This is a genomic window from Allobosea sp. BK604 (genome assembly GCF_004341515.1).
Taxonomy (GTDB): Bacteria; Pseudomonadota; Alphaproteobacteria; order Rhizobiales; family Beijerinckiaceae; genus Allobosea.
Map to the genome: position 1 here is coordinate 18,960 of NZ_SLZF01000003.1, position 25,977 is coordinate 44,936.

Consider the following 25,977-nt stretch of genomic DNA (forward strand, 5'->3'; position numbering starts at 1 on the left):
CGCCTGTCATGAGCCCTCTTGTCATCGGCAGCGTCGCGTTCTGCTGCGTCTTTGGGGCGGCGGCCATCGGCATGCTGCTGCGCGCACGGCTGCCCGAACACCATCTGAGCGCGGATTCGCGTGACGCGATCAAGCTCGCGACGGCTGTCGTTGGAACGCTCTCCGCGCTCGCGCTCGGCCTTCTGATCGCCTCGGCCAAGCGCTCCTTCGACGAAGCCGGGCTGGAACTGCGGACGGTGGCCGCGCGCGTCCTGCTGCTTGACCGGGTCATGGCGCAATATGGCCAGGAGACCGCTCCGACCCGCGCTTTGCTGCGCAGGCAGCTAGAGGCGCGGCTGAAGGAGGCCATCGACGGCCGCGGCCGCCGAACGCTCGATGACGGCCTGGATATCGAGCCGGTCCAGGACGAGCTCAGGAAGCTCACGCCCCAGAACGACGGCCAGCGCTGGCTCCAGACCCGGGCGCTTCAGCTCAGCGGGTCGATCGCCGAAGCGCGCTGGATGCGGGCCGAGACCGAGGCAGGAGGGTTTCCGGGCCTGTTCCTCGCATTTCTGATCTTCTGGTTGGCCTTGCTCTTCGGCTCGTTCGGGCTGCTCGCACCAACCAACGCCACAACGATAGCAACCTTGTTCATCTGCGCCTTTTCGGTCACGGGCGCGCTCGCGATCATCATCGATATGGACCATCCCTATCTCGGCTTCATCCGCGCGTCCGATGCGCCGCTGCGCCTCGCGCTGGAGCGCCTGGGGCAGCCATGAAAAGATAAAAGCGGCCCAGCCCCACCGACCGGGGCCGGGTTCGCCACAGGTTTCAGAAGTCGATGGCCGTGAAGACCAGATTGTTTGCCGAGATCTCAGCCAGAGAAACGCCCTCGATCAGGATTCCGGCATCCACGAACCCTTCGAGCGTGACCTTGATTCCGGCATCCGTGTCCTGCGAGGCTGCCAGGAAGTCCTGGTAGTTGCGGACCGAGGCCAGGTCGCCATTGGCGTCGATCAGGAAGCTGAGGACGTCGCCTTCCGCGGCGTTGAAATCGGCGATCCGATCGATGCTGTCGGCCGTGCCGTAATCGACGGCCCAATGGAAGGTGTCGGCGCCCTCGCCGCCGCTCAGGGCGTCGGTTCCGGTAAAGCCTTCCAGCCAGTCATTCCCCGCACCGCCGAGCAGGCGGTCGTCGCCCGCGCCGGCGTAGAACACGTCGTTGCCGCCGCGCCCTTCCAGGAGATCGTCGCCACCCCAGGCGAAGAACTTGTCGTCGCCGTCACCACCGCGCAGTGAATCGTCGAAATGGCCGGTCTGCAGCTCGAAACTCTCGATGCCGACATAGGTCGGCCCACCCAGCATCCAGCCTTGCAGCGCATCGAACAGGAGCGGGCCTGGCAGGTCGCCGAGGCCGAACAGGAGGCGATCGTTGCCCTCCCCGCCATTGACCGTGTCCATGACATCCGCCCGGATCGTGTCATCCCCCGCGCCGCCATTGATCGTCGCGGCTCCGCCATCGAGCGAGAGGTGCGAGATATGGTCGTTGCCGTCGCCGCCATCGAGGATGTCGTTGCCTTCCCAACTGCCGATGGAATCGTCGCCGGCCCCGCCCTTGACGACATCGTCGCCCGCTCCGCCATCCAGCGAGTCATTATCGGCGCCGCCATCCAGGATATCGTCGCCGGCCCCGCCGTCGAGGGAGTCGAGGCCGTCGCCGCCGAACATCATGTCGTCGCCGTCGCCGCCGGACAGGGTGTCATAGCTGGCGCCGCCCGTAATCCAGTCATTGCCGGCGCCACCGCTCAGGGTGTCGACGCCGTCCCCGCCATGCAACTCATCGTCGCCCGCTCCGCCGATCAGTTCGTCGGAGCCGGCTCCGCCCTCGATGCGATCATTGCCCGCTCCGGTATCGGCGTAGAGATCGAGAGCGCCGGCGATCACGGTGTCATTGCCGTCCCCGGTCCTGACGACCGCCCACTCGATATCGCGGAAGAAGATGTGCTGGGCGGTGGCGGGATCGCTGCCGATCGTGCCATGGCCGCTCGCGCCGTTGAAGATGACATCCTCCGACGCTGACGTGGCATCGACGAAGAGCGCATCGTAGCCGGCGCCGCCGGTGACCGCCCCGCCCGTTCCGACCAGAGTGATCCGGTCGAATCCATCCCCGCCATCGAGACGGTCGTAACCGCTCGTGCTCGTGATGGTGTCGTTGCCTGCCCCCGCCTCGATGATGTCGTCCCCGGCGCCGCCATCGATCGTGTCGTCTCCGGCAAGGCCCCAGATGCGGTCCGCCTCATCCGTCCCGCGCAGCGTATCAGATCCATCCGTTCCAACGATTCCGGCCATGAAACCGCTCCTCCCTGGCTGAACCTCAAGGTACCGCAAATAGATAAACCGGCTCATCACAGATAATATCGATGTGCATCACACCTTATCGGGCGCGGCAAGACAATAAAAAACAGATATCGAGAGCTTAATTTTGAAATAGATCGATTATCGAAATAAATTTACGGACATCAAGGCACGCTATCTTCACCGAATGACACTTGGAAGCCGAAGTATTCTTTCGTAATGGGCAGCGCCACGCGCAGGTTGACCGAGACGTGATTGAGCGCAGCCGGATGCTCGACCAGCCACAGGACAATCGAGAGCCGGGGTCAGGCGCCCAACGAATTCCTCTCCTGCGTGTCGCTCAGCGCCACATGCCGCGCATCCGCGCCGCGACATCGATCCTGATACCGCTACCGCTCGCGGCCCGAGCCGCTGTCCCGTGCTCGGCAATCGGCCAGGCCACCTGCTCGAACAGGCCGAGCAGGCTGGCGGGAATGAAACGCGTCCGAGCGGCATAGACGTGCCTGTCACCGCGCGCGGCCTGACCATGGGTGAAGAAGCGCTGCGGCACGACGAGTTGGAGATCGTCCTTGGCGCGCGTCATCGCGACATAAAGCAGCCGGCGCTCTTCCTCGGTCTCCGCGGTTTCGCCGACAGCAAGGTCGATCGGGATGCAGCCATCGACCACGTTGAGCACGAAGACCGATTTCCATTCCTGGCCCTTGGCCGAATGGATCGTCGAGAGGATCAGATAGTCCTCGTCGAGATGCGGCGGGCCGGCCTCGGCGCTGGTCGCATCCGGCGGGTCGAGCGTCAGCTCGGTCAGGAAGCGCTCGCGCGAGGGATAGCCGCGGGCGATCTGCTCGAGCTGGACGAGATCGGCGCGGCGCGTGCTGAAATCCTCATGGATGCGCTCGAGATGCGGCTCGTACCAGAGTCGTGCCCGTTCCATCTCGGCCGGCCAGCCCGGCCCGGCACGCAGGCCAAGAGCGGTCTCGACGAAACTGTCCCAGTCGCTGCCGGTGCGCGGCGGTGGCGGCATGTCGCCGAGTGCCCTGAGCGCATCGCTGGCTGCATCGACCTGGTCGAGCACGCGCTGGGCGGCGCTCGGGCCGACACCCGGCAGCAATTGCAGGACGCGGAAGCCCGCGACCCTGTCCCGCGGGTTCTCGACGAAGCGCAGCAGCGCCAGCACGTCCTTCACATGGGCGGCATCGAGGAATTTCAGCCCGCCGAACTTGCGGAACGGGATGTTGCGCCGTTTCAGCTCGACCTCGAGCGGGCCGCTATGATGCGAGGCGCGAAACAGCACGGCCTGTTGCTTCAGCGCGGAGCCGTGCTCGCGGTTCTCCAGCACCTGACCGGCGACGTAGCGCGCCTGGTCGGCCTCGTCACGGACATTGACCAGCCGCGGACGTGCGGCCGATTCCCGCTCGGTCCAGAGATTCTTGGTGAAACGCTCGCGCGCCAGGCCGATCACCGCATTGGCCGCGGCCAGGACCGGCTGGGTCGAGCGGTAGTTGCGGTCGAGCGTGACGATCTCGGCCGGCGGCTCGAAGCTCTGCGGGAAGTCGAGGATGTTGCGGATCTCGGCTGCGCGGAAGGAATAGATCGACTGGGCATCGTCGCCGACGACCGTCAGCCCCTGCCCACTCGGTTTGAGCGCCAGCAGGATCGAGGCCTGCAGCCGGTTGGTGTCCTGGTACTCATCGACGAAGATATGGTCGAAACGGCTCCCGATCTCCTCCGCGAGGCCGGGATCGCCGACCGCCTGCGCCCAGCACAGCAGGAGATCGTCATAATCGAGCACGTTCTGGGCCTGCTTGGCCTCGACATAGGCGGCGAAGAGCTGCTTGAGCTCGGCCGCCCAGGCGGCGCACCAGGGAAAGGAGGCGCCGAGCACCGTCTCGACCGGCTGCTCGGCATTGACGCAGCGCGAATAGATCGCGAGGCAGGTTCCCTTCTTCGGGAAGCGCGCTTCCGTCTTCGAGAAGCCGAGCTCGTGCCGGACGAGATTGATCAGGTCGGCAGAATCCTCGCGGTCGTGAATGGTGAAGCTCGGGTCGAGCCCGAGCTCGACGGCGTAATCGCGCAGCAGCCGCGCCCCGACGCCGTGAAAGGTACCGGCCCAGCTCAGCGCATCGGTCATCACCGCGGCGCCCTCGCCCAGCACCTCGCGCGCGATGCGCTCGACCCGGCGCGTCATCTCGGCCGCAGCGCGACGCGAGAAGGTCAGCAGCATCATCCGGCGCGGATCGGCGCCGTTGACGATGAGATGCGCGACCCGGTGCGCCAGCGTGTTCGTCTTGCCGGAGCCGGCCCCGGCAATCACCAGCAGCGGGCGCGCGGCCGTGCCTGAGCCGTGCTCGACCGCACGCCGCTGCGCCGGGTTGAGCTTGTCGAGATAGGAATGGCGCGAATCGACTGCGAGCATGCGCCGGAGTCGATCACCTTTCGCGCTTTGTTCGCAATGGCAAAACACACCCGGCCCGGCTTCGAATGCCTGCGGCCAGTCGAAACGCTTATCCCTCGTAACGCGCCAGCCGCTCCAGATCGAGGATCGTGATCGCACCGTGCCCGATCTCGATCAGCCCGAGGGCGGCAAGCTTGGCCAGGCCCTGATTGGCCATTTGCCGGGAAATCCCGGCGAGCAGGCCGAGCTCCTCCTGCGAGATCGCGAGCGTGCGATCCTGATCGGGATAGAGGATCGGGTTGAACAGCCAGCTCAGGTTACGCGCCAGCCGCGCCGTCGAATCCAGCATACGGTCGGTCTCGGCCAGCGCGATGAACTGCGCCAGCCGCTCGTTGAACTGGTGCACGAGGAAGCGGTTGAAGGCGGCCGAATGCTCGAACAGCCAGAAGAAGGTCGAACGTCGCATCAGCGCGAGCCTGGTGTCGCGCAGGGCCACGAGATCGTAGCGCCTGGGCTCGGCCTTGATCACCGTGCCCTCGCCGAACCAGGCCCCGGAGCGCAGCCCGGCGAGCGTCGCCGATTTGCCCTCCTTCGAGGTGGTGCTCATCTTGACCAGGCCTTCGGCCACGCCGGTCCAGGATTCGAGCCTGTCGCCGACATGGCAGATATAGGCGCCCTTGCCATAGACCTTCACGCTGACGCCGCGCCGGGCCTCCTCGAACTCATCCGGCTTGAGGTCACGCGACCAGGCGGCGATGCGGCGCAGATCTTCGGGCAGGATCAAGGCTGGCTCACCGGTTGTTCGGCGAGCCGGGCGGCCCGCCACGCCGGCTTACTATGCTGCCGGTGACAGGCTCAACTCAAGGCTTCGCAGGAGAGGCCGGCCGGCCCGTGCCAATGCGAGCAGCGGATCACCGTGCAGAAATTCCCGCGCTTGAAGAGCGGGTCCTTATCCGCAAGCACATCGGCCTTGACGTTGCCGAAGGTCGTCTCCGGCTTGTGCCTGATGCCGTCATAGAAGGTCTGGATGATATCCTCCTTGAAATGCACGTCGCGCGGATGCGCGGCGACCACGGCCTCGCGCTCGGCATCGCTATAGTCGCCATAGGTCAGGCCGAGCACGTCCATCTCGACGCCGGCCGTGACGAGCGCCACGACGGGGTGCATGTGCTGCGGGATGCCCGGCGTGGTGTGCAGCGCGATCGCGGTCCAGACGGTGTCGATATCGGCCTGGACGATGCCGTGCCGGCGCAGGAAATTACGCGCCGCATTGGCACCGTCGACCTCGAAGCGCTCGTTCGGGCTGCTGTACTGCCTGGTCAGTCCCATGTCGTGGAACATGGTGCCGACATAGAGCAGTTCGGGATCGAAGCTCAGCCCGCGCTTCTTTCCCGCCAGCGCGCCGAAATAATAGACGCGGCTGGAATGGTGGAACAGCAGCGGCGCTTCGGTGTCGCGGACCAGTTCCGTCACCTCGCGCGCCAGCCGGCTGTCGGGAATGCTCACGCCCTCGATCGTCAATGCCATGGAAGCCTCCTGCAATGGGTTTCATCGGGAGGGTAGGCATCGGCTGATCTGTCTGCAATTGACGTGTTACGTCGATTTCTGCCAAATGCAGTTTCAAGCGGACGTGGGGAGATGCACGGCGATGATCCGCACAATGGCGATCCTGGCCGTGCCCGGCGTGCAATTGCTTGATGTTTCGGGGCCGCTCGACGTCTTCGCCGAAGCCAACAGGCAGGCCGGCGGGGAGCGTTACCGGCTGCTCGTCATCGCCAGTGCCCCGGGGCCGATCCGCAGCTCCTCCGGCGTGCAGCTGCTGCCGGACCATATCATCGGGACAGGCGCCGAACCCGAGATCGATACGCTGCTGATCGCCGGCGCTCCGCACGCGTCGCAGATGGAGCCCGAGCCGGCCTTGCTGGACTGGCTGCGGGCCGTCGCGCCCGGTGCGCGGCGCTATGGCTCGGTCTGCAGCGGCGCCTTCCTGCTCGCCGCGGCCGGCCTGCTCGACGGCCGCCGCGTCACGACCCATTGGGCCGACGCGGAACAGCTCGCGCGCTGCTATCCGGCTGTCACCGTCGAGCAGGACGCGATCCATCTCCGCGACGGCCGCCTGCGCACCGCGGCAGGCGTGACGGCCGGCCTCGATCTGGCGCTTGCCCTCGTTGAGGAGGATCTCGGCCGCGACATCGCGATGAAGGTCGCGGGCCAGCTGGTGATGTTCTTCAAGCGGCCGGGTGGCCAGATGCAGTTCAGCCGCAAGGGCGAGGCCCAGCCGGCTGGCCGTTCCGCCCTGCAGGAGATCCAGCGCTGGGTCGCCGCCAATCCCGCCGGCGATCACAGCGTCGCCAGCCTGGCCGGCCGCATGCAGCTGAGCCCGCGCCACTTCGCCCGGCTCTTCCGCAGTGAGGTCGGCCTGACGCCTGCAGCCTGGGTCGAAGCGGCGCGCGTCACCGCCGCGAGGCAGTTGCTTGAAACCGCTGGAACCACGCCCAAGCAGGTCGCCGCCCGCTGCGGCTTCGCTGATGCCGACACCTTGCGCCGGGCCTTTGCGCGCCATGTCGGCGTGACACCGGCGGAGTACCGCAAGCGCCATGCCCCGCCGCAGCGCTAAAGCCGAATCCGATCAATGAGGCAAGGCAAACGCCACCGACGCGATCAGCAGGATGGCGAAGACGATATTGACGATCCGGTTCGTGCGCGGCTCGCGGAAGAAGCGCGTCAGCGCTGCGCCCGTGACGAGCCAGAGCAGGTTGACCGCGGCGATGATCGCCATCAGCACGCCGGCCTTGGCCAGTGCATCGCTGGCGAGGGCGCCGCGCAGCAGCACGAAGCCTGAGAACAGCGCGGCCATCGCCGCATAGCCCTTCGGATTGACCAGCGACAGCAGTGCGCCGGCGGCGAAGGACGGCCGCGCGCCACGCTCGCTCGCATCGGTCAGCGGCGGCGCCGTGGCGATGCGATAGGCGAGATAGAGGAAATAGCCGGCCGCCGCGATGGTCACGACCGGCGCGACGCCCGGTACCGCCATCAGTACGCCGACCATGCCGCTGGCGGTGATCGCGATGACCCCGGCCATGCCGATGGTGATGCCGGTCGCATAGACCAGCCCCTCGCGCGCACCGAAGGCCGCGCCGGTCGCGGCCAGGCTCAAGGTCGCCGGACCCGGGCTGCCGGCAAGCGCGATGCCGGCGAGGACGAAGCCGAGCAATCCATCCATGTCGAGCCTCCGGCTGACCTACACTTGCGGTGTTGTCAGCCCGGATCGGCCCGCCGTCTTGAACGATCGTGCAGCGGAGCGCCTATTCCGCCGCGCGCGGCATGTCGAGCGCCTGCGCCGTGCCGGCGCGTAGCTTCGCCAGCAGCTCCGCCTCCTCGGCCTTCGCGGCCTTGAGATGGCGTTCCTTCACGTGGCCGAAGCCGCGGATCTTCTCCGGGATCGCGGCCAGCGCGACGCAAAGCGCATGGTTCTCCGGCGTCAGCTTGGCCAGGATCTCGTCGAGCAGCGCCTCGTAATCGGCAATCAGCTGACGCTCGGTCTTGCGCTCCTTGGTGTAGCCAAAGAGGTCGAAGCGGGTGCCGCGCAGGCCCTTCAGCTTCGCCAGCAGGCCGAAAGCGCCCATCATCCACGGGCCGAAGCTCATCTTGCGCGGCAGGCCGGTATTGGGATCGACCTTGGCCATCAGCGGCGGCGCGAGATGGAACTCGAAGCGCAAGGGCTTGCCCGACGCGCTGTCCTTCTCGAAGGTCGCGGCGACCTGCTTCCGGAACGAGCCGTCGGCATAGAGCCGCGCCACCTCGTATTCGTCCTTGTAGGCCATCAGCTTGAACAGATAGCGCGCGACGGTCTCGGCGAGCGCGTGCTGGCCCGACAGGACCTGCGTCTCCCTGACCTGCACCTTGGCAACGAGATGGCGATAGCGCGCCGCATACGCGGCGTTCTGGTAATCGGTGAGGAAGGCGACGCGGCGGGCGATGATCTCTTCGAACGACTCGGAGAGATGGCGCGCCTGGGTCGGCGCCTTGGCCTCGGCGAGAGCCGCAACCAGCGCGGCCGGATCATGTGCCGCGCGCCGGCCGAGCTCGAAGGCCTGCCTGTTCATCGCGACCGCTTCGCCGTTGAGCTCGATCGCCCTGAGCAGAGCCGCGCGCGACAGCGGCACCGCGCCGAACTGCCAGCCGTAGCCGAGCATGAACATGTTGGCGGCGATGGCATTGCCGAGGAAGGCCGTGGCAGCCGCCGTCGCATCGACGAAATGCGTCTGCTCACGGCCGGCGGCCGAGAGGATGCCGCGCTTCAGCCGCTCGATCGGCAGGGAGAAATCGGCATTGCGGGTGAAATCACCGGGCATGTTCTCGGCGGTATTGACAACCACCGTCGAGCCATCCTGCTTGATCGCGCCCAGCACCTTCCGCGAGCCGGTCACGGTGAGGTCGCAGCCGAGCACGAGATCGGCCTCGCCCGCGGCGACGCGGATCGCGTGGATCTTGTCGGGCGTCGGGGCGAGCTTGACATGGCTGAACACCGCCCCGCCCTTCTGCGCGAGGCCGGCCATGTCGATCATGCCGCAGCCCTTGCCCTCGAGATGGGCAGCCATGCCGAGGATGGCGCCGATCGTCACCACGCCGGTGCCGCCGACGCCGGTGACGACCACCGCGAAGGTGCGCTCCAGCGCCGGGACCTGCGGCTCCGGAATCTCGCCCGCGCCGAGCGCGCCGGCATCGAGCCGCTTCGGCTCCGCCTTCTTCGGCCGCGCGCCATGCACGGTGACGAAGGAGGGGCAGAAGCCCTTCACGCAGGAAAAGTCCTTGTTGCAGTTCGACTGGTCGATCTGGCGCTTGCGGCCGAACTCGGTCTCCAGCGGCTGCACCGAGACACAGTTCGACTGCACGCCGCAATCGCCGCAGCCCTCGCAGACCAGCTCGTTGATGATCACCCGCTTGTCGGGATCGGGATAGGAGCCGCGCTTGCGCCGGCGCCGCTTCTCGGTGGCGCAGGTCTGGTCATAGAGCAGCAACGAGACGCCCGGCACCTCGGCAAGCTCGCGCTGCACGGCGTCGAGATCGTCGCGGTGGTGGAGCGTCGTGCCCGCCGGCCATTGCGTGCCCGGCGGGTACTTGTCCGGCTCGTCGCTGACCACGGCGATGCGCTGGACGCCCTCGCCGGCGATCTGGCGCGCCATCTGGTCCGGCGAGAGATGGCCTTCCGCCTGCTGGCCGCCGGTCATCGCGACCGCGTCGTTATAGAGCAGCTTGTAGGTGACGTTGACGCCGGCCGCGACGGCCCAGCGGATCGCGAGCGAGCCGGAATGCGTGTAGGTGCCGTCGCCGAGATTCTGGAAGACGTGCTTGCGGGTGGAGAACGGCGCCTCGCCGATCCAGTTCGCGCCCTCGCCGCCCATCTGGGTGAAGCCGAAGGTGCTGCGGTCCATCCACTGCACCATGTAGTGACAGCCGATGCCGGCATAGGCGCGCGAGCCCTCGGGCACCACGGTCGACGTGTTGTGTGGGCAGCCCGAGCAGTAATAGGGCGTGCGCTTGGCGATGTCCTGCGCTTCGGCGAGCCGGCCCTGGGCATGGGCGATCTCCTCCAGCCGCGCCCGCAGCGCCGGATCGTCCTGGTATTGCAGCAGCCGGGCGCCGAGCGCGATCGCGACGTCGTTCGGGTCGAGCGCGCCATGGACCGGGAACAGCCATTCGCCGTTCTCGTCCTTCTTGCCGATCACCATGGGCTGCTGCTGGGAGCCGTAGAGCTCCTCGCGCACCTGCACCTCGATCAGCGAGCGCTTCTCCTCGACGACCATGACGAGGTCGACCCCGTCGACGAAGCTCTTCAGCTCGGACGGATCGATCGGCCATGGGCAGGCGACCTTGAAAAGGCGGATGCCGAGATCATTGGCGCGGACCTCGTCGATGCCGAGATCATCCATCGCCTGGCGCACGTCGAGATAGGATTTGCCGACGGTGATGATGCCGATACGCGGCTTCGAGCCGCCCGAGGTGATGGTCTGATTGAGCTTGTTGGCGCGGATATAGGCCAGCACGGCGGCGCGCTTGTGGATATGCAGCCGCTTCTCCTGGTCGACGAAATCGAGCTCGCGCCGGATGCTCAAGCCACCCGGCGGCATCACGAAATCGGTCGGCGTGACGATCTCGACCCGGTCGATCGAGCCGTCGACCGAGGCCGTCGATTCGATATTGTCCTTCACGCATTTGATGCCGACCCAGACCGAGGCGAAGCGCGAGAGCGCGAGGCCGTGCAGGGAATAGTCCATGATCTCCTGGACGCCGGCCGGGTTCAGGATCGGCATCATCCGGTCGACGAAGACGAATTCGGTCTGGTGCGCGTTGGTGGAGGATTCGGCGGTGTGGTCGTCGCCCATCAGGCAGATCACGCCACCATGCGGCGAGGTGCCGGCCATGTTACCGTGGCGGAAGACGTCGCCGGAGCGGTCGACGCCCGGGCCCTTGCCGTACCAGAGCGCGAAGACGCCGTCATACTTGCCTTCGCCCTGCAATTCGGCCTGCTGCGTGCCCCAGACGGCGGTCGCCGCCAGGTCCTCGTTCAGGCCAGGCTGGAAGACGACGTTCGAGGCCTTGAGCTGCTTGCCGGCACGCATCAGCTGCTGGTCGAGCCCGCCGAGCGGCGAGCCGCGATAGCCGGAGACGAAGCCGGCGGTGTTCAGCCCCGCGCGCTTGTCGCGCTCGCGCTGGACCATCAGCATGCGGGCGATGGCCTGCGTGCCGGTGAGGAAAATCTGCTTCTTGGTCAGGTCGTATTTGTCGTCGAGCGCGACCTCGCGCAAACCGCTCGCATCAGCCTGAGCGGCGACGCCGGATTTCTGCTGCATCTCGGCCATGGCCGACCTCCCACGATCGTCCGTTGACGGAATATGGGGCCGGTTGGGCCGACCTCCAACCTTCTTGAGAATACGTCAGCAATGCTGACATATCTCCCCTATAACGTCAATCACCTTGGGACGGTTCCAGGTAGCGCCGCGATTTGGCCCCGTTTGCGGGTGATGCCTGTGATGCTATTTCGTTGCAGAATCGGCGTAAGGCTTCAATGGCCGCGTCCCCTCATGCAGCACGCGCAGGATCAGGATTTTGACGCTCATTCCGCCCGGTTTGACCCTGCTCGCCATGATCGCGCTCTGGCTCGGCTTCGCCGCTCCGGCTCAGGCCCATCCCCACGTCTTCGTCAACGCCAAAGCCGAGATCGTCTATGCGCCCGATGGCAGCGTGAAGGCGCTCAAGTACATCTGGAGCTTCGACGAGGCCTATTCCGCCTACATGATCCAGGGGCTCGACAAGAACAATGACGGCAAGCTGACTCCGGACGAGCTCGCCGAACTCGCCAAGGTCAACATGGAATCGCTGCCGGATGTCGGCTTCTTCACCACCGCCAAGGCCAATGGCAAGCAACAGGAATTCAGCGTGCCGAGCGACGCCGCGCTGTCATACGAGAACAAGGTCCTGACGCTGACCTTCACCCTGCCGCTGAAGAACCCGCCCCATGCCAACCGCTCCTTCGGCATCGAGATAGGCGACCCCACCTATTTCGTCGCCTTCGACATCGTCGATGCGCCCGACGCGGTGATCACGCGGGATGCGCCGAAGGGCTGCGTCGTCCGCGTCGCCCGCCCGCCCAAGCTCGACCCGGCGACGGCGCTCAAGCTGGCCCAGGAGGACATCACCGCGACGCCGGACATGAGCGCCTATCAGGTCACCACCCGCGCGCTGGTCGCATGTCCCTGAGCACGGCGCCCGGGACGCTCGGCGCGCGAGGCGACACGAGGGCGCTGCTCCAGCGCATCCTCGTCGCCGTGCTCGCGCTGGCCCTGGTCACCGCCGCGCTCGGCCTGATCGCCTGGCTGATCTCGCTCTATCTCCCGCCACCACCTCCGCCGCCGCGCAATCCCTTCGGCACGGCGCTGCCGCGCGAAGCCCTGCCCTCGACCACCGGCATCGGCGCGCTGCTGATCGCCTGGCAATCGGCCTTCTATCGCGAGCTGACGGCTACCCTGAAATCGATCCATGACAGCGGCGCCGCGCTGCCCGCCTTGCTCTGGCTGTCCTTCGCCTATGGCGTCTTCCACGCCGCCGGCCCCGGCCATGGCAAGGCGGTGATCTCGGGCTATATTGTCGCCGATAATCGCAGCCTCCGGCGCGGGCTGGCGCTCAGCTTCGCCGCGGCGGTCGTGCAGGCTCTCGTCGCCATCGCGCTCGTCGTGTCGCTGACGCTGGCCCTAAGAGCCACCGCCGCGACGATGAGCGCGACGACGAACGTGATCGAGCAAGGCAGCTTCGTGCTCGTCGCTCTGGTCGGGCTCTATGTGCTCTGGCGCAAATCCGGCGCGCTCGTCGCGCTCGCCGGCAGCGCCACCGCACATGATCCCGCCTGCGACCATGTCCACCTGCCCGGTCCCGACGAGGTCGCACGGCTGAAGAGCTGGCGCGAGATGGCGGGCGTCGTCCTCGCCGCCGGCTTGCGTCCCTGCGCCGGCGCGCTGATCATCCTCGTCTTCGCCAATGCGCAGGGCCTGCTCTGGGCCGGCATCGCCGCGACCTTCGCCATGGCGCTCGGCACGGCGCTCACCACCGGCGCGCTCGCGGCGCTCGCCGTGTTCTTCAAGTTCACCGCCCTGAAACTGGCCAGCGGCGGCAGCCTGCGCGGCCCGCGGAACATCGCCGTGCTGGAAGTGCTCGCCGCGGCCTTCGTCGCCGTGCTCGGCGCGGCGCTATTCCTCGGCTTGTGGATCGGCGGCCAAGGAAGCTAGAGCATCGGCCCGAAAAGTGGATTGCGGTTTTCGGAAAAAGCCCATGCGAAGACAAGGAGCTTGATCACCGCTCCGGATCATTCTCCAGCAGGATCGGCTTGCCATGCGGCGTCGCCTCGGCGGCGCGCTCCCAGGCTGCTGCGCGGGCATCGACGCCATCATGCGAGGCTAAGCCCTTGGCGATGAGCAGATGCTCCAGCGCCTCGCACCAGCGCTCGTAATAATCCGAACCGTCCTTGCAACCACCGGCCGCCACCGCCTCGCGGATTTCGGCGCCGAGGGCCTCGGCCCATTCCTGCGCTGTGAAGACGCCCTTGTTCTGCAGGGCGACGACGAGCGCGAAGGCCTGGGCCTGCCAGGGCTCGGCGAAGACCGGCCCGTCGGCATCGCGCGGGATCGGCGTATTCGCCGCCAGCGCCAGCGCGAGTTCCACGTCAGGCCGGCTCAAGATAGCTCTCCCAGGCGTCGATGCTGACGCTGAGCGTCGGATCGGCGCCCCTGCCCCACAGCTCAGGGCCAGTGAACGCGACCGTGTAGAGCCATTGCGGCTGCTCGCCCTGGCCATGCGCGCTCGTGTCCGGGAAGACATGCGCGCCATGGACCAGCGCGATCGTGCCGAGCTTGGCGCGAGCATAGCGCGGCAACCGCGTATGGCCGGTCGGGTTCATGTTGATGGTGCGGACCTTGTCGCCCGGCCGGAAGCGCTGCGGACTCGTGGCCGGCCGCTCGGTCGGCCCGCCCTTGGCCAGCGCGCCCGGCACCATCTCGGCCTTGAGCACGCGCTTCGGCTGAGCCGGCACCTGGCTGACTTCCCCGCTCACCATTTCCTCGGCGCTGAGGAAGCCGTGGCGCTCCAGCAGGGTCGACAGCCCCTTGATCCAGATCTCGTAATAGCTCGACGACAGGTAGTCGGCCGGGCGCAGGCTTTCGCGCGCATGGCGGCTCTCGTCGATGCTCCAATGGCCCATGCCGCCGGCGGCGAGCGTCACCGCCAGCGCCCGCGCCTCCCAGGGCGCATGGAAGAGCGGCTCGTCCTTTTCGGGAGCGACCGGGCCGAAACCCATTTGTCCGCCGAGATCCTGTGCGCCGTTCATGCCGCGACCTCCGCCGGCTGCCGGGCAAGTCCGGTGCCGATCATCGCGTCACGGGTGACGAGATCTGCGAGCCGCTCCTCGCTCCAGCCCTCGGTGCCGGCCGGGCGCTCCGGGATGACGAGGTAGCGGATCTCTGCCGTCGAATCCCAGACGCGGATGCGCTTCGCCTCGGGCAGGGTCACGCCGAACTCGGCGAGCACGCCGCGCGGATCGATCACCGCCCGTGAGCGATAGGGCGGCGACTTGTACCAGACCGGCGGCAGGCCGAGCACGCTCCACGGGTAGCAGGAGCACAGGGTGCAGACGACCATGTTGTGCTCGTCGGGCGTATTCCAGACGCTGACCATGTGCTCGCCCTGCCGGCCGGTATAGCCGAGCTCCGCGATCGCGGCGGTGGCATCCTGCTTCAGGCGCGCGGCATAGGCCGGGTCGCTCCAGGCCTTCGCCACGACCCGGGCGCCGTTGCGCGGGCCGACCTTGGTCTCGTAGGTGTCGATGATCACGTCGAGGGCCGCCGGATCGACATAGCCCTTCTCGACCATCAGCGATTCCAGCGCCCTCACCCGCGCTTCGATCGGCGTGAAATGGTTGTCGTGCTCGTGGTCGTGATGATGGTGGTGATCGTGCCCGCTCATCGTCCTGCCTCCTCCCACGTCATTGCGAGGAGCGAAGCGACGAAGCAATCCAGGTGCCGTCCCGCGATACCTCTGGATTGCGTCGCTTCGCTCGCCATGACGATGTTACGCGATCCTGATCCGCGCCGCGCGTTCGAACTTCACCGCGAAATGGACCAGCGACTTGTCCGAGCCCTTCGGGCCGATCAGCGACAGGCCGAGCGGCGCCTCCGCGCGATGGGCGGCCGGGATCGTCACCTGCGGGAAGCCCGACAGGCCGGAAAGGCACAGGAGCCTGAGCGCCCGGTTGCGGAAATCCTCGAGCTCGCCCTCGCTGGCGCTGACCAGCGGCGCGATATCCGGCACCGTCGGCAGGATCAGCACGCCATCCGAGCCGAGCAGCTTGGCGAGCCGGTTGCGGAAGGCCTTGCGCACGCTGTCGGCCTTGGCGACCTCCTCGTCGCTGACCGATTTCGAGAAGGCGAAGCGCTCGGCCACGCCAGGCCCGAGCGGCGGCGCGTAGCGCTCGATCATGGCGCCATCGGCGTTCCAGGCGTCGCGGCCCTGGACCCAGCGGAAGGCCCAGTAGAGCGCATCGAGATCGCGCGCGGCCTTGACGGTCTCGGGCTCGCCCAGCACCGGCATGGCGCGCTGCACGACATTGCGCAGCGCATTCTCGGCGTCCGGCACGGCCTGCGCGAACATATCCTCGGCCAGCAGAAGGCGGGGCGTCTCCGACAGCGCAGTACGGTCCTTGCCGAAGACGACATCGGCGACGCGGGCAAAGGTCTTGCCGTCGCGGGCGAACCAGCCGGGCGTATCCAGGCTCTCGGCCAGCGGCCAGACCCGCTTCAGCGAGAGCCGGCCATGCGTCGGCCTGATGCCGAAGAGCCCGCCATAGCTCGCCGGAGCGCGAACCGAGCCGCCTGTATCCGAGCCCAGCGCGATATCCGCGAGCTTGCCGGCCACGGCAGCCATCGAGCCGGACGACGAACCTCCGGTGATCCGGTCGGGCGCCGCCGGATTGATCGGCGCGCCGAAATGCGCGTTCTTGCCGGTCATCGAGAAGGCGAGCTCGTCCGTATGCGTCTTGCCGACGAAGCGCGCACCGGCATCGAGCAGGGTCTTCACCAGCGGCGCCGTCTTGGCCTTGATGCCGGATTGCGCCAGCACGATCGGAGAGCCGGCCCCCGTCGGATAGCCCTTGACGTCGAACAGGTCCTTGACCGCGAGCGTGAGCCCTGCGAGCGGGCCGGTCGGCGCGCTCTTCACCGGAGCCTCCGGATAAGGCACGAAGCAGCGGAACGGATCGTCCTTGATGGTCATCGTCAAATCCCCCTGGCGTCGCCGTCCGAGCGCGGATCATGCGTCGCTTCGACATGGCCCTTCTGGTGCTTCACCAGCATGCCGGCATGGCCGAACTGGTCGGAATAGGCCTTTCCATACTCCTCGACCGGGTGACCGGCCGCTTTCAGTTGCGCCACCAGCGTCGGATCGAAGCGGCTTTCCAGCTTGAGCGAGACCGAGCCCGCGCCCCAGGTCCGGCCGAACAGGAAGCGCGGCGCATCGACGGCCGCCGCCGGATTCTGGCCGTAGCGATAGCGCGACAGGATCTGCGCCTGGAATTGCGGCTGCCCGTCGCCGCCCATGGCGCCATAGGCCATGATCCGCCCGTCATCGAAACGTGCCAGCGGCGGGTTCAGCGTATGGAATGGCTTGCGGCCGGGCGCGAGCGGATTGAGGGATGCCTTGTCGAGCGAGAAGGAGACGCCGCGGTTCTGCCAGTTGAGCCCCGTCCGCGGCAGGATGCAGCCCGAGCCGTATTCCCAGTAGATCGACTGGATATAGGAGACGGCGAGGCCGGAGCCGTCGATCGCGCCCATCCAGACCGTGTCGCCGGCATCCGTCTTGAACGGCCAGGCCGCGGCGCGCTTGCGGTCGATCGCCTCAGCCTCACGCTCGAAGACGGCCGCAGTCAGGAAGCTCGCGGGATCGACCTTGAGATGCGCCGGGTCGGTGACATGCCTGTCGCGAATGACGAAGGCGCGCTTGGTCGCCTCGACCAGGCCGTGAATGTGATCGAATCCCTCGGCGCGCTGAACGCCGAGCTTCTCGAAGATGCCGAGGATCAGCAGCGCCGCCAGCCCCTGCGTCGGCGGCGGAAAATTATAGGCGGTGAGCCCGGGCAGTTTCACCGAGAGCGGCTGCACCATCCGCGCCTTGAAGGCCTCGAGATCGGCCCGGGCGATCGGCGCGCCCATCCTTTCAAGATCGGCTGCGATCTCGCGCCCGATGTCGCCGCGATAGAAATCGTCGAGCCCGGCATCGGCAAGCTGCTGCAGCGTCGCGCCCAAGGCCTCGGGCTTGCGCCGCGCACCAGCCTTGGGCTGCTCGCCTTCCGGCCAGAAGAACGTGCTGAAGCCCGGCGCGGCCTTGGTTGCCTCGACCTCCTGCGGCACCGTCCGCAGCTCCGAAGCGGAGATTGCATAGCCTTCCGCGCAATGGCGAATGGCCTCGGCCAGCACGTCCTTCAGCGGCATGCGCCCGCCGAGCGTCTGCGAGAGTGCGAGCGCGGCCTGCCAGCCGCCGACCGCGCCGGCGACGGTGAGCGCCGCATCCGGTCCGCGCGAGGGAATCGTGTCGAAGCCCTTCTCGCGATAGCGCTCGATCGTTGCCAGGGAGCCGGCCGGGCCGCAGGCCTCGATCGCGTGGACCTTGCCGCCGGGCTCGTGCACCAGCCAGAAACCGTCGCCGCCGAAGGAATTCATATGCGGATAGACCACCGCGATCGTCGCCGCCATCGCGACCATCGCCTCGATGGCGTTGCCGCCTTCCGCCAGGACGGCGCGGCCAGCCTCCGATGCCAGACGATGGGGCGCGGCGACGGCGGCCGAGGCGAAAACAGGCGTTTCGATCATCGCGGGCTTTTCAATCCGACCGGGAGCAACCATCTGGCGAAGCGGCGCGATTTTGTTGCATGCCGCCAGCGTGTCGGCTAGGCGGATAAACACATAAGTTTTCGAGGAATAAACATGGCTGAACGCCACACCAACTGGCGCAATCTGGCACTGGTCGTCTCGCTCGGCATCCTGATCGCGGTCGAGCTCTTCGGCGTCGCGCTGGCCTCCGGCTGGGCCCTGGCCGGCCTGTTCGAGCTCGGGCCGATCGTCGGCTATGTCCTGATGGGTCTTTTTGCGGTGATCGCCGCCTATGCCCTGCTCAACCTGATGCGTCGCGTCATGCGCATCGAGCGCCTCACCGACTGGAACTGAGCGTCAGTCGCAGCGCTTGAGCGTCACCGGATCCGCCTCGGCCGGTAGATAGTCGCTCATCGCCCGGCATATCCCGGCGATGCAGATCCGGTAATCGGCCGTCGCGCCCGAGCGCCGCAGCACCACCTCCCTGAGCGGCGGCAGGTCGGGCCGCCAGCGCCAGAAGCCGTCGACGAGCTTCGCGCCATCAGGCGGGTCCATGCCGGCGCCCGAGCCCTCGACGCGCGCCTCGGTGACGCGCAGGCCCTCCGGCGTCTCGCGCCAGACCTCCTCCCACACTGTCTTCTGCACCGAGTGACGCCAGCCGAGCGTGACCTCGTCGCTGCCGAGCGCAACGACGAGGGCCCCGGCTGCGAGGCACAGGCTCACGCCGGGCTGCCGACCTGCCGCTGGCGCACCGCCCACCAATGCCGCCCGACGATCGCCGCCGTGAGCAGGTAGCCGAGCGCGTCGCTATAGGCGAACTCGCCGAACAGGAAGACGGCTGCGACGAAGGCGAGCACCCGCTCGGTCACGCTCAGGCGATCGAACAGATAGCCGATTGCGACGATACCGAAGAGGCCGATCGCGATCGTCGCCTTGAACACGGCATAGACCACCGCGGGCCAGAACCCGATCAGGTTCGACATCGGGTCGCCAGGCTGCAGCATCAGCGCCGGCGAATAGACCGCGATGAACGGGATGACGTAGCCGGCAAGCGCGACCCGCATCGCTTCCCAGCCGATCTTGTCCGGGTTTTCCCTTGCGATCGGCGCGGCCGCCAGAGCCGCCAACGCCACCGGCGGCGAGAGATCGGCCATGATGCCGTAGTAGAAGGCGAACATGTGGCTGACGATCAGCGGCACGCCGAGCTGTTCCAGCGCGGGAGCGGCGAGCGCCGCGACGATGATATAGGTCGGGATCGTCGGGATGCCGGTGCCGAGCAGGATCGACAGGATCATCGTCAGCACCAGCGCCAGGAACAGACTGGTCTTGCCGAGCCCGATCACCCAGGCGCCGAAGGTGGTGCCGATGCCGGTCTGCGTCATCAGGCCGATGATCGTGCCGACGATGGCGCAGGCGATACCGACCGGCAGCGCCGTCTTGGCCGCATCGGCGAGCGCGTTGCGGCAAATCACCAGCGTATTGCGGCCACCCAGCGTGAGGAAATTCAACAGGATCAGCGCCGCGATGATGCCGGCGACGACGCGGACATCCATGCCGTTGCGCAGCAGCACACCCGCGATCAAGCCCAGGCCCACCCAGAATATCACGCGCAAGGTCGTCGTCCTGAAGCCGAGCGCGACGCCGGTGCCGAGCAGCAGTCCGACGGTGAGCGCAAGGCCGATCGTGCCGGCGAAGAGCGGCGTGAAGCCGTGGAACAGCATGAAGACCAGCACGGCCAGCGGCAGCGCCAGGTACCAGCGTTCGCGCAGGGCCCGGAGCGGGCTCGGCAACAGCTGGCGCTCGATGCCGCGAAGCCCGTATTTGCCGGCTTCGAGATGCACCATCCAGAAGGCCGAGGCGAAATAGAGCACGGCGGGAATCGCGGCCGCCTTGACGATCTCGGAATAGTCGACGCCGAGCGTCTCGGCCATGATGAAGGCGGCGGCGCCCATCACCGGCGGCATGATCTGCCCACCCATCGAGGCCGTGGCCTCGACGCCGGCGGCGAAGGCGCGCCGGTAGCCGAACTTGATCATCAGCGGAATGGTGAACTGGCCGACCGTGACGACATTCGCCACGCCCGAGCCGGAGATCATCCCCATCAGGCCCGAAGAGAACACAGCGACCTTGGCCGGCCCGCCGCGCGACCCGCCGAACAGGCCGAGCGAGACATCGTTGAACAGGTGGATCATCCCCGCCTTCTCGAGGAAGGAGCCGAAGACGATGAAGAGGAAGATATAGGTCGCCGAGACATAGGTCGGCACACCGTAGAGGCCCTCGGTGCCGAAGGAGAGATGGCCGATGATCTGGTCGAAGCCGTAGCCGCGATGGTTGAAGGGCGATGGCAGGTATTGGCCGAAGAACCAGTAGAGCAGGCAGACGCCGCACATGATCGGCAGCGCATTGCCCATCAGCCGCCTGGCGGCCTCGAAGACGAGGATGACCAGCAGCGACCCGACGACGAGATCCATGGTCGAGGGATCGCCATCGCGCAGGATCAGGTCGGCGTAGAAGATCAGCTGGTAGAGCCCGACGCCGAAGCCGATGAGGCCGAGCCCCCAGCCGAGCAGGCGGCCGGCATCGCTCTTCGCCCGGAAATTGGCGACCAGGCCGAAGCTCAGCAGCAGCAGGAAGCCGACATGGATGCCGCGCACCGCCTGGCTCGGCAGGATGTGCCAGGCCGAGATCGCGATCTGGAAGCAGGCGAACACGAGCGCCACCGCATAGGCCACCAGACCCCAGTTGCCGGGTCCGAAGCCGGGCGGAAAGCCGTGCTCGAAATTGTCGAGCTCGGCATGCTCGACCTCGCCTTCCTTGACGCCGGAAAGCTCGTGCAGCTGATCGGTCTGGCTCGTCATCGCCGTCTTCTTTCGATTATCGACCAGGACGCCAGTGCGAGAAGCGTAGCGACGAAGCGATCCAGGGGGACTGCGTGAGGCCCCTGGATTGCTTCGCTCGCGCTCGCAATGACGATTGCGCTCCCGTCGGGTCGGCTACGAGCCGACCTTCAGGCCCTTTTCCTTGAGATAGCGCGCTGCGCCCGGATGCAGCGGGATCGGCATGCCCTCGAGCGCGCCCTCCAGCTTGATCGCCTTGCCGGCCGAATGCGCCGCGCCGACCTCGCCCAGATTCTCGAAGATGTTCTTCGTCATCTGGTAGACGAGTTCCTCCTTCACGCCCTCATGGGTGACGAGGTAGTTCACCACCGCGGCCGTGTTCACCGCGGCTGTCTGGCCGCCATAGGTGTTGGCCGGAATCTCGGCGCTGACGAAGGGGGCGCCGGCCTTGTCGATCACCGCCTTGGGCACCTCGACGACGACGATCTCGACCGAGGAGGCAAGGTCACGGATCGAGGCGACGCCGAGGCCGGCCGATTGCAGCGTCGCATCGAGCTGGCGGTTCTTCATCAGCTCGACCGATTCGGCGAAGGGCAGGTACTCGATCTTGCCGAGATCCTTGTAGGACAGGCCGGCGGCGCCGAGGATGGCGCGGGCATTGAGCTCGGTGCCGGATTTCGGCGCTCCGACCGAGAGGCGCTTGCCCTTCAGGTCCGCGAGCGTCTTGATGCCGCTCTCCTTGGAGGCGACGATCTGGACATAGTTCGGGTAGATCGCGGTGATGCCGCGCAGCTTCTTCAGCGGGCTCTTGAAGCCGGCATCCTCGTCGCCCTTCCAGGCAGAATCGAGCGAGTCGCCGAGTGTGAAGGCGATCTCGCCGCGGCCCTGCTGCAACAGCACGAGATTCTCGACCGAGGCCTTGGTCGCCTGGACCGACGGGCGCGTGCCCGGAATCTTGTCGCCATAGATCTTCGAGAGCGCGACGCCCATCGGGTAATACACGCCCGACGTGCCGCCGGTGAGGATATTGATGAACTCCTGCGCCTTGGCTCCGGCCGGCGCGGCGGCGATCAGGATAGCGGTAGCGAGTGCGGCCAAGCGGCGGCCGCGAAACAGCGTCTTCATGTTACCTCCCAGGCAATCCCGGTACGAGCGACCGGGCTGGCTCTCGTTGTAGAGCAGGCCAAGCACGAAGGGGAAGCGTAAGAAACGCAAGGCCTTATCCACTTTAGTCGGCACAGCGCGGCGCCTTCGCCATCTTTCGCCATCTTTGCCGGCCATGCCGGGGGATCATCGTCCGGTTGCCCTCGCCCCCTTGACGGGATGGCCGCGGTTACCGATCTCCGCAGAGCCCCGAGCGAAGAGAGACATGCAGAGCCGATCGAAGACTTTCGCCCTCGACCGACGCACCCTGATCAAAAGCGCAGGCGCCACCGCGGCGCTCGCCGCGCTGGGCTTCTCCCCCGAGGCCCTCGCCCAGCAAGGGCTCAAGCTCGGCAAGGCCGAGGATTTCGGCTTCGACACGCTGAAGGCCCGTGCCCGCGACCTTGCCAGCCAGCCCTATGCTCCACCGCCCCCGCCGCGCGCCGAGATTCTCGAGCGGATCGACTACGACGCGCATGGCAAGATCAAGTTCAAGCCGGAGATGGCGCTCTGGGCCAATGGCCCCTCGCCCTGGCCGGTGACCTTCTTCCATCTCGGCCGCTATTTCCGGAAGCCGGTGCGCATGCACGTGTTCGATTCCGGCAAAGCGCGCGAGATCGTCTATGACGAAAGCTATTTCGACATGCCGGCGGATTCTCCCGGCCACGACCTGCCGAGCGGCGCCGGCTTTGCCGGCTTCCGCTTCCAGGAGAGCCGCTCCGGCCATCCCGGCCGCCAGGGCGAGAAGCTCGACTGGCGCAGGAACGACTGGGTCGCCTTCCTTGGCGCCTCCTATTTCCGCGCCATTGGCGAACTCTATCAATACGGTCTGTCGGCCCGCGGCCTCGCCATCGACCCCGCTGTCGCGAGCCGGCCCGAGGAATTCCCCGACTTCACCCATGTCTGGCTGGAAACACCGCAGGAAGGGTCCGAATACGTCGTCGTCTACATCCTGCTTTCCGGACCCAGCGTCGCCGGCGCCTATCGCTTCCGCATGCATCGCGGCAAGGGCGTCTCGATGGAAATCGAGAAGGCGCTCTACCTGCGCAACGACGTCGCGCGCCTGGGCATCGCGCCGCTGACCTCGATGTTCTGGTATTCCGAGGCGGCCAAGCCGACCGCGATCGACTGGCGTCCGGAAGTCCATGATTCCGATGGGCTCGCCCTCTGGACCGGCTCCGGCGAACGGCTCTGGCGCCCGCTCAACAACCCGCGCCGCACCATCGCCTCGGCCTTCGGCGACGACAACCCGCGCGGTTTCGGCCTGATGCAGCGCGACCGGATCGGCGACCATTACATGGACGGTGTCTTCTACGAGCGCCGGCCGAGCTGCTGGGTCGAGATGATCGGGAACTGGGGCAGAGGCGCCGTCCAGCTCATCGAGATCCCGACCGATGACGAGATCCACGACAATATCGTCGCGATGTGGGTGCCGGAGGCGCCGGCCAGGGCAGGCAGCTCATACGAGTTCAAGTACAAGCTGCACTGGCTCGCCGACGAGCCCTTCGCGCCGCAGCTCGGCCGCGTCGTCGCAACCCGCCTCGGCAATGGCGGACGCCCCGGCACGATCCGGCCGAGGGGCGTGCGCAAGTTCATGGTCGAGTTCAAGGGCCCCGCCCTGGAGAAGCTTCCCTCCGGCCTGAAGCCGGAAGTGGTGCTCTCGACCTCCCGCGGCAGCTTTTCCTATATTTTCGCCGAGGCCGTGCCCAACGACGTTCCCGGCCATTGGCGGGCGCAGTTCGACCTTACTGTCGAGGGCGTCGATCCTGTCGAGATGCGCTGCTTCCTGCGTGGCGGCGATCAGGTTCTGACGGAAACCTGGCTCTTCCAGTACCTGCCGTTCTGAGGCGCCCGCACCTGGCCTCCCGTGCTTGGCCTCCCGCACTTGACGGTCTCGATCGGGCTCGTTCCGGCCGGCGCAAGCGTCCGTGACGAAGCGCACGGTCCGAGATGGCAATGGCCGCCAGAAGGGCGGGCGTGAGCGCTGAGCAGCGGTGTCATCCACAGACTCGGCTTGCTCGCGGCGCCCTGTAACATTATATCGTCCCAATGAGCCAAGGTCACAGCTATCACGTGCACCGTCCCGCTACCGAGGACCCCGGTTGGTCGCTGCTGCGCTTGTCAGCCGCAGGCCGGCTCGGGATTGCTTTCGCAATCATCGCGGCGCTCTGGGCGGCGACGCTCGCTGTAATCGCCTGAGGAAAGTTGAATATCGTGCCAGCGATCAGCATCGACGATTTGACCCTCGGCTATGACCGCCACCCCGCGGTGCATCACCTCTCGGGCGAGGTCGAGGCCGGCAGCCTGACCGCGATCGTCGGCCCGAACGGAGCCGGCAAGTCGACCTTGCTCAAGGGCATTGCCGGGGCGCTCTCGCCGCTCGATGGCGGCATCACGCTCGCCCGCGGCAAGCGCCTCGCCTATTTGCCGCAATCGGCCGATCTCGACCGCTCCTTTCCGATCCATGTCTACGATCTCGTCGCCATGGGCCTCTGGAACACGGCCGGCATCTTCGGCCGCATCGGCTTCGGCGCGAAGGGCAAGGTCGAGCAGGCCATCGCCGCCGTCGGCCTGACCGGCTTCGAGCGCCGGCCGATCGGCACGCTCTCCGGCGGCCAGATGCAGCGCGCCCTATTCGCGCGCCTGCTGCTGCAGGATGCCGACATCATCCTGCTCGACGAGCCGTTCACCGCGATCGACGCTCGCACCACCGCAGATCTGCTGGCACTCGTCCAGCGCTGGCATGGCGAGGCACGCACTGTCGTCGCCGTGCTGCACGATATCGAGACGGTGAAGCGAGCCTTCCCGCGGACCCTGCTGCTGGCGCGCGAGGCTGTTGCCTGGGGTGCGACAGAAGACGTGCTCACCGCCGCCAACCTTCTCAGGGCGCGGCAGATGGTCGAGGCCTTCGACAGCCACGCCGCCCCCTGCGAACGCGACGCGGCCTGATTTCCGCATAGAACGGCTAGGGTCTGTGTTCTACGACATCTTCATCGGCCCCTTCGCCGAATTCGACTTCATGCGCCGCGCCCTCGTCGGCATTGCCGCGCTCTCGGTCTCCGGCGCGCCGATCGGCGTCTTCCTGATGCTGCGGCGAATGAGCCTGACCGGCGACGCCATGGCTCATGCCATCCTGCCGGGCGCCGCGATCGGCTATCTCGTCGCCGGCTTCTCGCTCCCGGCCATGACGATCGGCGGGCTCGTCGCGGGCTTCGCGGTCGCGCTCGCGGCCGGCGCCGTCGCGCGGCTCACGGTGATGAAGGAGGACGCCTCGCTCGCCGCCTTCTACCTGATCTCGCTCGCGCTCGGCGTCACCATCGTCTCCCTGCGCGGCTCGGCGGTCGATCTCTTCCATGTCCTGTTCGGCAATGTGCTGGCGCTGGACGATGACGTGCTGCTCCTGCTCTCCGGCGTCGCGACGCTCACCTTGCTGACACTGGCCGCCGTCTATCGCCCGCTCGTGCTCGAATGCGTCGATCCCGGCTTCCTGCGCTCGGTCAGCCGCTCCGGCGGCATCGTCCATCTCACCTTCCTCGGCCTCGTCGTGCTCAACCTCGTCGCCGGCTTCCATGCGCTCGGCACCTTGCTCGCCGTCGGCCTGATGATGCTGCCGGCCGCCGCCGCGCGCTTCTGGACCGCCGACATCACCCGGCTGATCCTGCTCGCCACCGGCTTCGGCATGCTCTCCGGCTATGCCGGCCTCGTCCTCTCCTATTCCGGCGGCGGCAACCTGCCGGCCGGCCCGGCCGTGATCCTCGCGGCCGGCGCGCTTTACCTGCTGTCCCTTCTGCTCGGCACGCAGGGGGGACTCGCGCGCCGTGCCTTGCGCTTGCCACATCTCCAGCGCTAGTAATGTTATAGT

22 protein-coding genes are annotated in these 25,977 nt (G+C 67.0%); 8 read left to right on the forward strand and 14 right to left on the reverse strand.

The features are described from left to right. The first annotated feature begins 8 nt into the window (after positions 1-8). On the forward strand, positions 9-758 hold the full coding sequence (locus tag EV560_RS09535) for a bestrophin-like domain (protein ID WP_131855535.1): 750 nt from the start codon (positions 9-11) through the stop codon (positions 756-758). 52 nt (positions 759-810) lie between these two features. On the opposite strand, the gene EV560_RS09540 is transcribed toward EV560_RS09535, so the two are convergent. From EV560_RS09540 to EV560_RS09555, 4 genes are all read right to left on the reverse strand, one after another. Continuing rightward, positions 811-2,328, reverse strand: a complete 1,518-nt coding sequence (locus tag EV560_RS09540) for a calcium-binding protein (RefSeq protein WP_131855536.1) — start codon at positions 2,326-2,328, stop codon at positions 811-813. A gap of 346 nt (positions 2,329-2,674) precedes the next feature. Further along, a complete protein-coding gene (locus EV560_RS09545; protein WP_131855537.1) occupies positions 2,675-4,747 on the reverse strand; it encodes an ATP-dependent helicase in 2,073 nt (690 codons plus the stop codon). Between the two features lie 88 nt (positions 4,748-4,835). Beyond that, positions 4,836-5,510: a Crp/Fnr family transcriptional regulator gene (locus EV560_RS09550; protein WP_131855538.1), complete on the reverse strand. Its 675-nt coding sequence runs from the start codon at positions 5,508-5,510 to the stop codon at positions 4,836-4,838. A 71-nt stretch (positions 5,511-5,581) separates the two neighbouring features. After that, complete coding sequence (locus EV560_RS09555) at positions 5,582-6,253, reverse strand: HD domain-containing protein (RefSeq protein WP_131855539.1); 672 nt, start codon at positions 6,251-6,253, stop codon at positions 5,582-5,584. 121 nt (positions 6,254-6,374) lie between these two features. Between EV560_RS09555 and EV560_RS09560 the strand changes: the two genes are divergently transcribed. Then, on the forward strand, positions 6,375-7,343 hold the full coding sequence (locus EV560_RS09560) for a GlxA family transcriptional regulator (RefSeq protein ID WP_131855540.1): 969 nt from the start codon (positions 6,375-6,377) through the stop codon (positions 7,341-7,343). Between the two features lie 12 nt (positions 7,344-7,355). Here the strand turns inward: EV560_RS09560 and EV560_RS09565 are convergent, their stop codons facing one another. Then, positions 7,356-7,949, reverse strand: coding sequence for a LysE family translocator (locus EV560_RS09565; RefSeq protein WP_131855541.1), 594 nt, complete (start codon positions 7,947-7,949; stop codon positions 7,356-7,358). 82 nt (positions 7,950-8,031) lie between these two features. Next, the gene (locus EV560_RS09570) at positions 8,032-11,589 is read right to left on the reverse strand and encodes an indolepyruvate ferredoxin oxidoreductase family protein (protein WP_465246996.1); all 3,558 of its coding nucleotides are present in this window, start codon (positions 11,587-11,589) and stop codon (positions 8,032-8,034) included. Between the two features lie 247 nt (positions 11,590-11,836). On the opposite strand from EV560_RS09570, the gene EV560_RS09575 reads away from it, so the two are divergent. Both EV560_RS09575 and EV560_RS09580 read left to right on the forward strand, forming a co-directional pair. Further along, positions 11,837-12,487, forward strand: coding sequence for a DUF1007 family protein (locus EV560_RS09575; RefSeq protein ID WP_131855542.1), 651 nt, complete (start codon positions 11,837-11,839; stop codon positions 12,485-12,487). After that, positions 12,478-13,509, forward strand: coding sequence for a nickel/cobalt transporter (locus tag EV560_RS09580; RefSeq protein ID WP_131855543.1), 1,032 nt, complete (start codon positions 12,478-12,480; stop codon positions 13,507-13,509). The genes EV560_RS09575 and EV560_RS09580 overlap by 10 nt, the downstream gene beginning before the upstream one ends. Before the next feature lie 64 nt (positions 13,510-13,573). On the opposite strand, the gene EV560_RS09585 is transcribed toward EV560_RS09580, so the two are convergent. The 5 genes from EV560_RS09585 to EV560_RS09605 form a co-directional block, all read right to left on the reverse strand. Further along, complete coding sequence (locus EV560_RS09585; protein ID WP_465246997.1) at positions 13,574-13,957, reverse strand: nitrile hydratase accessory protein; 384 nt, start codon at positions 13,955-13,957, stop codon at positions 13,574-13,576. Then, the gene (gene nthB / locus EV560_RS09590; RefSeq protein ID WP_131855544.1) at positions 13,944-14,603 is read right to left on the reverse strand and encodes a nitrile hydratase subunit beta; all 660 of its coding nucleotides are present in this window, start codon (positions 14,601-14,603) and stop codon (positions 13,944-13,946) included. Before nthB ends, EV560_RS09585 begins: the two co-directional genes overlap by 14 nt. After that, on the reverse strand, positions 14,600-15,238 hold the full coding sequence (gene nthA, locus EV560_RS09595; protein WP_131855545.1) for a nitrile hydratase subunit alpha: 639 nt from the start codon (positions 15,236-15,238) through the stop codon (positions 14,600-14,602). The genes nthB and nthA overlap by 4 nt, the downstream gene beginning before the upstream one ends. 105 nt (positions 15,239-15,343) lie before the next feature. Continuing rightward, complete coding sequence (locus EV560_RS09600; protein ID WP_131855546.1) at positions 15,344-16,543, reverse strand: amidase; 1,200 nt, start codon at positions 16,541-16,543, stop codon at positions 15,344-15,346. A gap of 2 nt (positions 16,544-16,545) precedes the next feature. Then, the gene (locus EV560_RS09605; RefSeq protein ID WP_131855547.1) at positions 16,546-18,135 is read right to left on the reverse strand and encodes a gamma-glutamyltransferase family protein; all 1,590 of its coding nucleotides are present in this window, start codon (positions 18,133-18,135) and stop codon (positions 16,546-16,548) included. Between the two features lie 114 nt (positions 18,136-18,249). Between EV560_RS09605 and EV560_RS09610 the strand changes: the two genes are divergently transcribed. Continuing rightward, entirely contained in the window at positions 18,250-18,489 is a 240-nt protein-coding gene (locus EV560_RS09610; RefSeq protein WP_131855548.1) for a hypothetical protein, read from the forward strand. A gap of 3 nt (positions 18,490-18,492) precedes the next feature. On the opposite strand, the gene EV560_RS09615 is transcribed toward EV560_RS09610, so the two are convergent. The 3 genes from EV560_RS09615 to EV560_RS09625 form a co-directional block, all read right to left on the reverse strand. After that, positions 18,493-18,858: a DUF1850 domain-containing protein gene (locus EV560_RS09615; RefSeq protein ID WP_131855549.1), complete on the reverse strand. Its 366-nt coding sequence runs from the start codon at positions 18,856-18,858 to the stop codon at positions 18,493-18,495. Beyond that, positions 18,855-20,993: a TRAP transporter permease gene (locus EV560_RS09620; RefSeq protein ID WP_131855550.1), complete on the reverse strand. Its 2,139-nt coding sequence runs from the start codon at positions 20,991-20,993 to the stop codon at positions 18,855-18,857. The genes EV560_RS09615 and EV560_RS09620 overlap by 4 nt, the downstream gene beginning before the upstream one ends. A 135-nt stretch (positions 20,994-21,128) precedes the next feature. Further along, positions 21,129-22,097 (reverse strand): TAXI family TRAP transporter solute-binding subunit, encoded by a 969-nt coding sequence (locus tag EV560_RS09625; RefSeq protein ID WP_131856179.1) that lies wholly within the window; start codon positions 22,095-22,097, stop codon positions 21,129-21,131. Positions 22,098-22,341: 244 nt separating this feature from the next. Between EV560_RS09625 and EV560_RS09630 the strand changes: the two genes are divergently transcribed. The 3 genes from EV560_RS09630 (at position 22,342) to EV560_RS09640 (ending at position 25,965) form a co-directional block, all read left to right on the forward strand. Continuing rightward, positions 22,342-23,961 carry an OpgD/OpgG family glucan biosynthesis protein gene (locus EV560_RS09630; protein WP_131855551.1) on the forward strand — a complete coding sequence of 540 codons (1,620 nt, stop codon included), beginning with the start codon at positions 22,342-22,344 and terminating at the stop codon, positions 23,959-23,961. 368 nt (positions 23,962-24,329) lie between these two features. Next, positions 24,330-25,064: a zinc ABC transporter ATP-binding protein AztA gene (gene aztA, locus EV560_RS09635; protein WP_465246998.1), complete on the forward strand. Its 735-nt coding sequence runs from the start codon at positions 24,330-24,332 to the stop codon at positions 25,062-25,064. 70 nt (positions 25,065-25,134) lie between these two features. Beyond that, positions 25,135-25,965 carry a metal ABC transporter permease gene (locus EV560_RS09640; RefSeq protein WP_131856181.1) on the forward strand — a complete coding sequence of 277 codons (831 nt, stop codon included), beginning with the start codon at positions 25,135-25,137 and terminating at the stop codon, positions 25,963-25,965. The last annotated feature ends 12 nt before the right edge of the window (positions 25,966-25,977 follow it).

What these genes read in the sequence shown, in the direction of transcription:
- EV560_RS09535 (WP_131855535.1), top strand. Translation starts at nt 9, where the DNA reads ATGAGCCCTCTTGTCATCGGCAGCGTCGCGTTCTGCTGCGTCTTTGGG.
- EV560_RS09540 (WP_131855536.1), bottom strand. Translation starts at nt 2,328, where the DNA reads ATGGCCGGAATCGTTGGAACGGATGGATCTGATACGCTGCGCGGGACG.
- EV560_RS09545 (WP_131855537.1), bottom strand. Translation starts at nt 4,747, where the DNA reads ATGCTCGCAGTCGATTCGCGCCATTCCTATCTCGACAAGCTCAACCCG.
- EV560_RS09555 (WP_131855539.1), bottom strand. Translation starts at nt 6,253, where the DNA reads ATGGCATTGACGATCGAGGGCGTGAGCATTCCCGACAGCCGGCTGGCG.
- EV560_RS09560 (WP_131855540.1), top strand. Translation starts at nt 6,375, where the DNA reads ATGATCCGCACAATGGCGATCCTGGCCGTGCCCGGCGTGCAATTGCTT.
- EV560_RS09565 (WP_131855541.1), bottom strand. Translation starts at nt 7,949, where the DNA reads ATGGATGGATTGCTCGGCTTCGTCCTCGCCGGCATCGCGCTTGCCGGC.
- EV560_RS09570 (WP_465246996.1), bottom strand. Translation starts at nt 11,589, where the DNA reads ATGGCCGAGATGCAGCAGAAATCCGGCGTCGCCGCTCAGGCTGATGCG.
- EV560_RS09580 (WP_131855543.1), top strand. Translation starts at nt 12,478, where the DNA reads ATGTCCCTGAGCACGGCGCCCGGGACGCTCGGCGCGCGAGGCGACACG.
- nthB (WP_131855544.1), bottom strand. Translation starts at nt 14,603, where the DNA reads ATGAACGGCGCACAGGATCTCGGCGGACAAATGGGTTTCGGCCCGGTC.
- nthA (WP_131855545.1), bottom strand. Translation starts at nt 15,238, where the DNA reads ATGAGCGGGCACGATCACCACCATCATCACGACCACGAGCACGACAAC.
- EV560_RS09600 (WP_131855546.1), bottom strand. Translation starts at nt 16,543, where the DNA reads ATGACCATCAAGGACGATCCGTTCCGCTGCTTCGTGCCTTATCCGGAG.
- EV560_RS09605 (WP_131855547.1), bottom strand. Translation starts at nt 18,135, where the DNA reads ATGATCGAAACGCCTGTTTTCGCCTCGGCCGCCGTCGCCGCGCCCCAT.
- EV560_RS09610 (WP_131855548.1), top strand. Translation starts at nt 18,250, where the DNA reads ATGGCTGAACGCCACACCAACTGGCGCAATCTGGCACTGGTCGTCTCG.
- EV560_RS09620 (WP_131855550.1), bottom strand. Translation starts at nt 20,993, where the DNA reads ATGACGAGCCAGACCGATCAGCTGCACGAGCTTTCCGGCGTCAAGGAA.
- EV560_RS09625 (WP_131856179.1), bottom strand. Translation starts at nt 22,097, where the DNA reads ATGAAGACGCTGTTTCGCGGCCGCCGCTTGGCCGCACTCGCTACCGCT.
- EV560_RS09630 (WP_131855551.1), top strand. Translation starts at nt 22,342, where the DNA reads ATGCAGAGCCGATCGAAGACTTTCGCCCTCGACCGACGCACCCTGATC.
- EV560_RS09640 (WP_131856181.1), top strand. Translation starts at nt 25,135, where the DNA reads ATGCGCCGCGCCCTCGTCGGCATTGCCGCGCTCTCGGTCTCCGGCGCG.